7 protein-coding genes and 1 pseudogene are annotated in these 10,703 nt (G+C 50.3%); 2 read left to right on the top strand and 6 right to left on the bottom strand.

The window, feature by feature from the left end; translation table 11 throughout:
* Nucleotides 1–274 precede the first annotated feature (274 nt).
* From QGT73_RS15955 to QGT73_RS15940, 4 genes and pseudogenes are all read right to left on the bottom strand, one after another.
* Nucleotides 275–1,081 (bottom strand): hypothetical protein, encoded by an 807-nt coding sequence (locus QGT73_RS15955; protein WP_280123099.1) that lies wholly within the window; start codon nt 1,079–1,081, stop codon nt 275–277.
* A gap of 4 nt (nt 1,082–1,085) precedes the next feature.
* Entirely contained in the window at nt 1,086–1,451 is a 366-nt protein-coding gene (locus QGT73_RS15950; RefSeq protein ID WP_123616617.1) for a GntR family transcriptional regulator, read from the bottom strand.
* 19 nt (nt 1,452–1,470) lie between these two features.
* The gene (locus tag QGT73_RS15945; RefSeq protein ID WP_280123098.1) at nt 1,471–2,262 is read right to left on the bottom strand and encodes a hypothetical protein; all 792 of its coding nucleotides are present in this window, start codon (nt 2,260–2,262) and stop codon (nt 1,471–1,473) included.
* A 27-nt stretch (nt 2,263–2,289) separates the two neighbouring features.
* Nucleotides 2,290–3,147 (bottom strand): annotated as a pseudogene (locus QGT73_RS15940) (ABC transporter ATP-binding protein).
* 650 nt (nt 3,148–3,797) lie between these two features.
* Here QGT73_RS15940 and nadA point away from each other — a divergent pair.
* Complete coding sequence (gene nadA / locus QGT73_RS15935) at nt 3,798–4,763, top strand: quinolinate synthase NadA (protein ID WP_280123097.1); 966 nt, start codon at nt 3,798–3,800, stop codon at nt 4,761–4,763.
* Nucleotides 4,764–4,818: 55 nt separating this feature from the next.
* Nucleotides 4,819–7,593, top strand: coding sequence for a leucine--tRNA ligase (gene leuS, locus QGT73_RS15930; RefSeq protein WP_280123096.1), 2,775 nt, complete (start codon nt 4,819–4,821; stop codon nt 7,591–7,593).
* Nucleotides 7,594–7,819: 226 nt separating this feature from the next.
* Here leuS and QGT73_RS15925 read toward each other — a convergent pair whose 3' ends face one another.
* Entirely contained in the window at nt 7,820–9,415 is a 1,596-nt protein-coding gene (locus tag QGT73_RS15925) for an Ig-like domain-containing protein (protein ID WP_280123095.1), read from the bottom strand.
* 688 nt (nt 9,416–10,103) lie between these two features.
* Nucleotides 10,104–10,544 carry an IS200/IS605 family transposase gene (gene tnpA, locus QGT73_RS15920; protein ID WP_280123094.1) on the bottom strand — a complete coding sequence of 147 codons (441 nt, stop codon included), beginning with the start codon at nt 10,542–10,544 and terminating at the stop codon, nt 10,104–10,106.
* Nucleotides 10,545–10,703: the final 159 nt, after the last annotated feature.

Below are 10,703 nucleotides of genomic sequence, written 5' to 3'. Positions count from 1 at the left end.
TATTCAATAGTTTTGAATACCATAAAGTTACAAAACTTTATGGACATAAAAAAGCCTCAGCTTGTGAAAGTTGAGGCTTTTGCTATTTTTTTTGAGAAATAGTTCTGCAACAACCTCCGTGAGCCAAACGGAAGCGCGAGAGCGCGACAACAGCAGAGCGAAGCTTTGTCCCGGCCACGAGCTTCAGCTCGCCCTCATGCCGGCACCCTTGAAAAAGCCCCCCTCTTACTTCTCTTTGAAAAAGTGGGAGCGCGGAAGCGCGACACATCAACCCCTAAAAGTATACATTAGCCACCGTATTCTTATCGGCCGGATTATACTTGAAGTGACCGATATTAGCCTTTCTGAAATTAAGATTAACCTTTTTGGGCTTGCGATACGCACCGTCGATATACATACTGTCTATCATCGACGAATCATCCTTACATACCACTGTAAACTTCTTGCCCACCGAACGAATATCAGCCTTTCCCACAGTCGAGTCCTCAAGTTTAAGCTCTCTTATGGTCTTTGAGCGGCTCTCGAGCCTGGCGATATGCGAATGGTTCAGCACCAGGCGATTGTCAACCTTGGTCACAAGCACATCGGTCTTAAGCGAATCGACATAGACCGTGCCCCATCGTGCATCAACCTCCCTCAATATTCCCTTGGGCACATTGACACAGGCTATGACAAAATCTTCCGAATTAAGAAACACACGCCTCTTGGTTACATCCACATCATAATATCTGTGCATGGCCTCATAATTGATGCTCACCGAGAGGGCTCCGCTGTCGACGCGACAGTCGAGAAAACCGGCCCAATCCGACGCAACATCCACTGTAACCTCCGTCGCCGTGTCACTCTCCCTGACCTTGAGCCCTTTTATGCCCCTTATCACTACCCCGCCGTCGGTTGTGTCATTGTCGACATAAACCACCTTATGCACAGGGTTGTCAAACTTAATACTCACTGTCTCACCGCCCATTTTATAACGTGCCACATCCAGCTTGTAACTGTGCATGAACACAGCCATCACTCCCATCGCACACACCACTCCGGCCACCATAAGCCCGAGCATTATATATGTTGTCTTCTTCATTGGTTTATTGCTCTAAGTATTTTACATAATATGCATATAGATCGTCGGGCGACACTCCGAGCTGACTCAACTGACGGAAAAATTCCTGCATCTCTCCGTTGAAAAATGCCTCGTGGCGCATCACTCTTATGCGTGCCTTGGCATCCTCGGCTATAAAATAGCCTATGCCGCGCTTGTTGTAAAGCACACCCTCCTGGGCCAGATATTCATACGTACGCATAAGCGTGTTGGCATTGACCTGAATCGAGGCGGCATACTCGCGTAGCGACGCCATGCGCTCTCCCTCGATAAATGTCCCGTTTATCACGGCGTCACATATGCCATCGGCTATCTGAAGATAGATGGCTTTGTTTTTCTGTTTGAATATCATGTAGCTATCCTCCTCTGATTTAAAGGCGATGAATTATATCCGACTCGCGCAGACGCATCACCGTGAGAGTGTAATTGATTATCAATGTCAGCCACAGCAATATCTGAAACGGTGCGTAGAGAAGAAAGTCACGTCCGCCCTTGCTTACATAACCTGTGTTGGTATAACTGTCGGCTACAATGGCCGACATAGAGAAATAGATCATGAACAGCAGTCCGACCACAAAAGATGTCTTCACGAAATTATGCTTGCGCCACACCACTGAACCGAGAAAATAAAACGACTGAGTGACAAGAAATATCAGCAACACCATGTATATATTGACTGCCGCCTCTATTTCAACAACACCCAAAACTCTCAGCCACGGTATCATGCACACTTCACCGTCAAATATATAGTTGGCCGTCAGATACTTTACCATATCGGCAAACACCGCGCTCACCAGCGACCACACTACGAAGCCCGGCACCACGAAAATCCATCTCACCAGACACTGCTCAAAGGCTGTGGCGGGGGTCATGAGCACTCCCGTCGCGCTCTTGTTGTCCCACATCTGCCTGAAAGCCAGCGAGGCGATAAGACAACCTGTGACACCAAACACCACGAGCATAAAACCAATCTCCGTACTTATACCAAAGTCGGGATCACTTATATGCATTGTCGACAGGCCGTTGATTACAGCGATAAGCATCATCACCAGCGTGACAAACGCTCCCGACATCAGCAGAGTGCCGCGGTTCTCTACAAAATATTTCTTCATCAGCCACATCGTCCTCGAAGGGCTGAAAATATTGTCAGTATTCATATCCATTGTCTGAATTATAAAAGAATTTACGTCCTATCCCCTGTCAGGCTCTCCGCTCCTGAACACATACTCCAGCAGTCCCGGATTGGAGGTGGCCAGATCAAACAGCATCTCTATGTCCACATTGGTCTCCTCTCCTCCGTCGTTGGGCAGCACCACCGCCACTCCGCCTATGGTCTGACGCGAGATGAAGGCGCGCTTTATATCCTCGGGCGAGTCGGTGAGCGCAAACTTCAGACGCTCGCTGATCTCGACCATGCTGCGGTCAAACACCACCTTGGCATCATCCATGATTATCACATGGTCGAGCAGACAATCTATGTCGCGCACCTGGTGGGTGGATATGACGATGGCCCGCTCGTCGGTCATGCCGCCGGCTATGAAACTGCGAAACATCTACTTGCCCGGGATGTCGAGACCGTTGGTAGGCTCGTCCATGAGCAGCAGCGGCGTGTTGCACGCGAGCGCGAAACTCATCAACACTTTTTTCTTCTGACCCATCGACAGCTCTCCGAGATTCACGTCGCCGCTCATGCCCATGATGTCGAGATTACGGCTCATGTCCTCGTCGGAAAAACGCGGATAGAACGGAGCGTTGAGCCTCACATATTCTTTCAGTTTTATCGCAGGGAGCATCACCTCCTCGGGCATAAGAAAAATGTCGGCGAGGGTCGCGGGCTCACGGAGCCGGGTGCTGACACCGTTCATCATCACGACGCCCGACTGAGGGGTGAGCAATCCGGCCATGACATAGAGAAGCGTGCTCTTGCCCACACCGTTCTTGCCCATGAGTCCATACACTCCGCCCGGCATGACGTCGAGCGACAGGTCGCGCAACACCGGCCACTTCTTGCGGCTGTAGGAAAATGTGACATCTTTTACTTTCAACATAAATGGCAAAATTAAGATTGTGGTGTAATAGTGTATTGGTGTACTAGTGCACTAGTACACCACAAAAGTAGTACACCTTTTTCTCTCCTCCAAATATTTTCTCAAAAAAATTTTTTTCTTCTATTCCGCCACCGCAAAAACGCCCTCAAGTCCCGAGGCCGGAACAGCCGCATCACCCGTCTCCTCAATAAGCCCGGGACCCTGATTACAGAGCCCTCACGAGAGTGAAAAAACACCATTTTCAACAGTGTTGATAACTGTGTAGAAAACTGTCAAAAACTTTTCAAAAGATTTTAATAACTTACTATTGACATTAAGCCCCCTGTTGCCGTATAATCATACTCCGCTCATAGCCAAAATAGTTATTGTTTTACTATCAATGCGTTTTCAAGCCCCTTTTCAACATTTTTGCGTTGTAAAACTCACAAAAACTTATTAACTTTGCACATTATTAACACAATGTTAATAACTATAAAAATTAAATGAATATCAGGGAGTTGCGATGTTAATAACTCGTCAGATAATGTAAGTCTGCATCAATAACCCATATATGCAAGCAAACGGCTGAAAAGTTATCTTACGTTTCTACAACCTTTATTCTTCTTCTTTTAAACTTCTTTTTCAAAAAAATTTTTTTCAAATATAAATAAATGAAAGTCGAAAACGGCTGTGTTGTCGCCCCGGTCCCTGAGGGTGTCGATTTGCGAGAGGAGATAATCCGACTCAAGAAAGAAAAAAACGCCATCATCCTGGCCCACTACTACACGGTGGGCGACATCCAGGATGTGGCCGACTTTGTGGGCGATTCTCTGGCCCTGGCTCAGATTGCCGAGAAGCTCGACAATGACATCATCGTCATGTGTGGAGTCCACTTCATGGGCGAGACAGTCAAAATACTCTGTCCCGACAAAAAGGTGCTTGTGCCCGATCTCAACGCCGGGTGTTCGCTCGCCGACAGTTGCCCTGCCCCGGAGCTGGAAAAATTCATCAAGGAACACCCGGGTCACACAGTGGTGTCGTATGTCAACACGTCGGCCGCCGTCAAGGCTCTCACCGACATCGTGGTCACTTCGGGCAACGCCATGAAGGTAATCAAGTCGCTTCCGGCCGATGAGAAAATCATCTTTGGCCCCGACCGCAATCTCGGCAATTACATCAACGCCGAGACGGGCCGCGACATGCTGCTGTGGGACGGTGCGTGTCACGTGCACGAAAAGTTCTCGCTCGAAAAAATCATCGAGCTCAAGCGTCAGCACCCATCGGCCAAAGTGCTCGTGCATCCCGAGTGTCCGGCCCCCGTCCGGCTCGTGGCCGACATGGTTGGCTCGACAGCCGTGTTGCTCAAGTGGGCCTCAGAGACCGATGCCGATGAGTTTATCGTGGCCACCGAGAGCGGCATTCTGCACGAGATGAAGCGTCAGTGTCCCGACAAGAGATTCATCCCCGCCCCACCCGATGACTCGACCTGCGCATGCAACGACTGCGCCTACATGAAGCTCAACACCATGGAGAAGCTCTATCTCACGCTGCTCCACGAGGCTCCCGAGGTGCATGTAGACCCCGCCGTCATCGACCGCGCACGCCTCCCCATCACACGCATGCTTTCGCTCTCCTGACGGGCAAATCATTCATAGAATATTCAACTCATTATCCATTTAATAAAATTTTCACGTGGATTACAACCATAAATCAATCGAATCACGCTGGCAGCAGTATTGGCGCGATAACAATGTATATAAGGCTGAAATCAATGCAGACAAGCCCAAATACTATGTGCTTGACATGTTCCCCTACCCTTCGGGAGCCGGACTTCACGTAGGCCATCCTCTCGGCTATATAGCATCCGACATCTTTTCGCGCTACAAGCGTCTGAGAGGCTTCAATGTGCTCCACCCCATGGGTTATGACGCCTATGGCCTGCCCGCCGAGCAATATGCCATACAGACGGGCCAGCACCCCGAGAAGACCACCATGCAGAACATCGCCCGCTATCGTCAGCAGCTCGACAAGATAGGTTTCTGCTATGACTGGGACCGTGAAATCAAGACCTGCGACCCTTCGTTCTACAAGTGGACACAGTGGGCATTCATGAAGATGTTTGACAGCTATTACTGTAAGGACGAGCAGAAGGCCCGCCCCGTCAGCGAGCTTGTCGAGGCTTTTGCCAAGCAGGGCAACGCCGGTCTCAACGCCGCATGCAGCGAGGAGATGAGCTTTACGGCTGACGAGTGGAACGCCATGACTCCCAAGCAGCAGAGCGACGTGCTCATGAACTACCGCATAGCCTATCTGGGCAACACGATGGTCAACTGGTGTCCCGAACTGGGCACTGTGCTTGCCAATGACGAGGTGAGCGAAGGCCTGTCGCTGCGCGGCGGCTATCCCGTTGAGCAGAAGCTGATGTATCAGTGGTGTCTGCGCGTATCGGCTTATGCCCAGCGTCTACTCGACGGTCTTGACACCATCGACTGGACCGACTCGCTCAAGGAGACCCAGCGCAACTGGATAGGCCGCTCGGAGGGTGCCGAGATGCACTTCCCCATCGCCGGTTCGGACGTAGTGCTCGACATCTTCACCACGAGAGCCGACACAGTGTTTGGCGTGACATTCATGGTGCTCGCCCCCGAGAGCGAATATGTGGCTCAGGTCACCACTCCCGATCAGGCCGAGGCCGTGAAGGAGTATATCGACTCGATCAAGCACAAGACCGAGCGCGAGCGTATGATTGACAAGAAGGTGTCGGGTGTATTCACCGGCAGCTATGCAGTCAATCCGCTTACCGGCAAGCAGATACCCGTCTATGTGTCGGACTACGTGCTCGCCGGCTACGGCACCGGAGCCATCATGGCCGTGCCCGCCCACGACTCGCGCGACTATGCCTTTGCCCGTCACTTCGATCTCCCTGTCATACCTCTTATCGAGGGTTGCGACGTGAGCGAGCAGAGCTTTGACGCCAAGAGCGGCAAGATGATCAACAGTGCCTCGGCCGAGCTTGATCTCAACGGCATGGAGGTCAAGGACGCTATCGCCGCCACCAAGAAATTTATCGAAGAGAAAGGCATAGGCCGTGTCAAGGTCAACTATCGTCTGCGCGACGCCATCTTCTCGCGTCAGCGTTACTGGGGCGAGCCTTTCCCCGTATATTATAAGGAAGGCATCCCCACCCTCATGGACGAGAGCAAGCTGCCGCTGCTGCTGCCCGAGGTGGACAAATATCTGCCCACCGAGACCGGCGAGCCCCCGCTGGGACGTGCCAAGGGATGGGTCACCGAGGACGGTTGTCCGATAGAGCTCAACACGATGCCCGGTTTTGCCGGCTCGTCGGCCTACTATCTGCGCTATATGGATCCCCACAACGACTCGGCTCTCGTGAGCAAGGAGGCCGACGAGTATTGGCGCAATGTCGACCTATATATAGGCGGCACGGAGCACGCCACAGGCCACCTTATATATTCTCGTTTCTGGAACAAATTTCTCTATGACCTCGGCTATGTATGCGAGCCCGAGCCTTTCAAGAAGCTCATCAACCAGGGCATGATACAGGGCCGAAGCAACTTTGTATATCGCATACAGGGCACAAATACATTTGTATCGCACGGTCTGAAGGGACAGTATGACGTCACCCCTATCCATGTCGACGTAAACATCGTGAGCAACGACATACTCGACCTCGACGCCTTCCGTGCATGGCGTCCCGACTACAAGGATGCCGAGTTTATCCTCGAGGACGGCAAGTATGTGTGCGGCTGGGCTGTGGAAAAGATGTCAAAGTCGATGTTTAACGTTGTCAACCCTGATGACATCGTGGAGCGTTACGGAGCCGACACACTGAGACTCTATGAGATGTTCCTCGGTCCGCTCGAGCAGAGCAAGCCCTGGGACACCAACGGCATAGACGGTGTGAACCGCTTCCTCAAGAAGCTGTGGTCGCTCTTCTATAAGGGAGACACACTGCTTGTCGATGACTCCACCCCTGCCCCCGAGGCTCTGAAAGCTATCCACAAGCTCATCAAGAAGGTTACGGGCGACATCGAGACGTTCAGCTACAACACTTCGATTGCGGCTTTCATGATATGTGTCAACGAGCTTACATCGCTCAAATGCCATTCACGCGCTGTGCTCTCCGATCTACTGGTGGTGCTCGCGCCGTTCGCTCCCCACATCACCGAGGAGCTGTGGCATTCGGCTCTCGGCAATGACAGCACTATCTGCGATGCAACATGGCCCGAGTGGGACGAGAAGTATCTCGTGGAGTCTATGGTCAATTATGCCGTATCGTTCAACGGCAAGGCCCGTTTCAACATCCAGGTGCCCGCCGATACTCCCAAGGAAGAGGTGGAGCGCATAGCTCTTGACCATGAAAGCTCGCTCAAGTGGATCGACGGCCACGCTGTGAGAAAAGTCATCGTGGTACCCAACAAGATTGTCAACATCGTCCTCGGATAAGGAAGGATACAAAAGATTCACAAGGACATAAGAGACATAAGTTTTTCTTAATATAAAAGACAGGAGCACAGGAGGTTGTTATATAAGTAACCTGCTGTGCTCCTGTCTTTTTAGGCTGACTCACTGCTGCTTCAGCCGCAGCACCCGAAACAAATAGCGTGAGTATAGGGAGAAATTAATCCTTTTATATCAATCAAGTGTAATTATGATATTTTTGTATCTATGTTCAAAGGCGGATTTTGGTGGTCTTTCCGGCAGAGGTGCGGAGGATGTAGAGGCCGGGAGCAAGGTCGGAGAGGCTGTTGCGGTCGGCTCGGGTGAGGATCCTTACTCCTGTAAGGGTGTAGACGTCTACAGTTGTGTCTGTGTCATCTCCTATTATGTCGTCAATGCCTGTCTCGCCTTCTTTTTGCTTGACGGCGCGGATGGGGTAGCCCTTGTAGGCCTGGGGATTGGCGGTGAACCGGGGCACAAAGCCTTTGGTGAGACGTGCATAGGTGACTTTGGCGGTGTCGAGGCTGGTGTTGTCAATCTCGGCTGTCATGTAGCATCCGTAGTCGGATGCGTTGAGTGCCGATACATACATGAAGCCGGTGTTGGGGAAGAATATCTTGTTGCCGTTGATTTTAGAGGTAAATTTCACACCGTTGTCAAAGCTTTCGTAATCGCAGTTGTCAAAGAGTTCCTGGAATTGTTCTTTGGTCGGGGTCATCCATTCCTTGCCGAGGACTTTGGTGGCGGGATCATACTCTGTTCCGGCCATGTTGAGCACGGGGATGACGCCCGAAGTTCTGTAGGGTGATGTGGTGACCGACCATTTGGTGAGGAGTTCGGGGTTGGCAAACTGATAGTAGTGGCCAATCTCTTGAGATGATTCGGCACCTACGTTATGTGAAGCCCATATGACGCTGAGACCCAGGTCGATTTCACGGCTTTGTGCGAGGGAGGGCACGGTGACCTCACACACGGCCGAGACACCGCTGCCGTCGGTGGCGGTGGCTGTGACGGTGGCTGTGCCTGCGCTCACGGCACAGAGCTGTCCCTTGGTGTCGACGGTGACGACTGATTCATCGGAGGAGGTGAAGGTCATGCGTTTGTCGGAGGCATTGGCAGGGAGCACGGCTGCGTAGATACCGGTCTGTTCGCCCACTGGAAGGGTCAGGTCTGTCTCGGTAAGCGTTATGTCGGTCACAGCTACACCGGTGGGGTTGATGTCCTTGACGGGACGGACGAAGAGGTATGTATCCTTGCGGGTCATGTCGATGACTTCCACGCCTTTAATTATGGATATGCGACATGCCCAGGCTTTTGTGAAGTCGGTGGAGAGGTCTGACTCGCGCCATGCGTCGGCGGTCCAGAATGTTGTATTCAATCCGATAATGTTGCCGCCGGAGGCGTATTCTATAAATATGCTGTTGCCGTTGTCAGCTGTGAGTGTGAAGCCGCATACTTCTTCATAGTTTGAGGTGAAGGTGAGTTTGAGCTTGGCGAGTTCCTCACATTCGGCTTTTGTGGGGAGACGCCATCCGTCACCGAGAGCAGTGGTCACGCAGTCATAGTTGGAGTGGGAGATGTTGAGGCCTACGTTGACGTCGTATGGCACTTCTTCGTTGGTCTGGATGAGATTTTTAAGCGGGGTTGTAGAGGCCCAGTAATAGCCGGCATTGGCGAGATTGACCATCTCGGCGTCGAGATAGGTGTCGGACCATAATACGCTGAGTCCGAGGTCGACTGCTTTGGGCTGATTGTGGGTCTGTGAACTGACGGGCAGGTAGATTGCGGCAATCATGCCGATACTGCATAGGTAACGGTTAAATTTCATAACACTGTGTGTAAAAATATTACCCTCCCGCTCTCCACAAAGGGTATAATTAAAATCAACAAAAAAGCGCGAGAGCCGTACTATGTTGCTCGTTCCACATATAGAGGCTCTCGCATTGCCCGAATTGGAAGAACGAGCAACGTCGCAGAAGCCTCACGCTTGATATGGATATGTCTACGCAAAGACAGGCACACGAGCACCATGACTTATGTCATAGACTTGTATACATATCACCAGGGGCATCTACCGTTGCTTCAGTCTTGACCAATTCTGTGAAATTTGCGAGATTTCTATATGACAAGATTGAGCGTCGAGTAAACGCTTTTAAAATAAAAATGTCAGCACCCGCCACCGAGCCCATATCGGGCTTCTGCGAACGATATGCACCACAAAGTTAAAGATTTAAAATGAGAAATGAAAATTAAAAATCGGTTAAATGGTTCAAGCCGAAATTCCGGTTCATCATAGATTAATGGCTATCCCAATTTTACCTAATCTGTGTCCTGAGGACGCTTATGAACATTTCGGCTTGGGATGTCGAATTGGGTTCTCATTATTGTTGAAATGTATCAACAGGATGTCTCGACGGGACATCGGGATATTGATAGCCGTATGCATCCGAGACCGGAAGGCTCAGGATGCATACGGAACAAGGAAGCCGCATTGGAGATGTCTGAAAGACATCTTGTTACATGTATGGGATATAATCATGTATTCCATTTTCAGTCAACCATGCCTTGTATTCATCAGCAAAATCAATGGTTGAATGATGTTTTTTCTGATTTATGATGTAATTTTTTATTGTTTCTACCTCCCGATAGCTGCATGAAAAGCTTGCATATCCTTCTTCCCATCCGTTCCATGATGGGATTATTCCAAGTGATTTGATGTTTTTTGATGTTTCCTGTTTGATGATTTTTATCACTTCGGAGTGGGGGTATTTTGGAGGGAAGCTTGCGAGGATGTGTATATGGTCGGGCATTCCGTTGATACGGTGGACATAGCCTTGATATTTCATAATCTGACTGTAGATCAGATGATATACGGTCTTTTCAATTTTTTGTGAAATCAAGGGTTGCCGGTATTTTGTAGAGAATACGATGTGAAAGTAGTGACGAATGTAGCTCATGAGGAGGTTGGTATATATGTTACGGGGAGGGTGTTGCAGAACTATTCCTCAAAAAAACAGCAAAAGCCTCAACTTTCACAAGCTGAGGCTTTTTTATGTCCATAAAGTTTTGTAACTTTATGGTATTCAAAACTATTGAATACAAAGTTAATGTATAAG

The organism is Duncaniella muricolitica (assembly GCF_910574735.1).
GTDB lineage: Bacteria > Bacteroidota > Bacteroidia > Bacteroidales > Muribaculaceae > Duncaniella > Duncaniella muricolitica.
The sequence above is the reverse complement of the archived record's forward strand: the minus strand, read 5'-3'. Positions and strand labels throughout refer to the sequence as shown.

Excerpts from the sequence above, each read along its gene's own strand:
- QGT73_RS15945 (WP_280123098.1), bottom strand. The coding sequence starts at position 2,262 with ATGGATATGAATACTGACAATATTTTCAGCCCTTCGAGGACGATGTGG.
- QGT73_RS15925 (WP_280123095.1), bottom strand. The coding sequence starts at position 9,415 with ATGAAATTTAACCGTTACCTATGCAGTATCGGCATGATTGCCGCAATC.
- tnpA (WP_280123094.1), bottom strand. The coding sequence starts at position 10,544 with ATGAGCTACATTCGTCACTACTTTCACATCGTATTCTCTACAAAATAC.
- QGT73_RS15950 (WP_123616617.1), bottom strand. The coding sequence starts at position 1,451 with ATGATATTCAAACAGAAAAACAAAGCCATCTATCTTCAGATAGCCGAT.
- nadA (WP_280123097.1), top strand. The coding sequence starts at position 3,798 with ATGAAAGTCGAAAACGGCTGTGTTGTCGCCCCGGTCCCTGAGGGTGTC.
- QGT73_RS15955 (WP_280123099.1), bottom strand. The coding sequence starts at position 1,081 with ATGAAGAAGACAACATATATAATGCTCGGGCTTATGGTGGCCGGAGTG.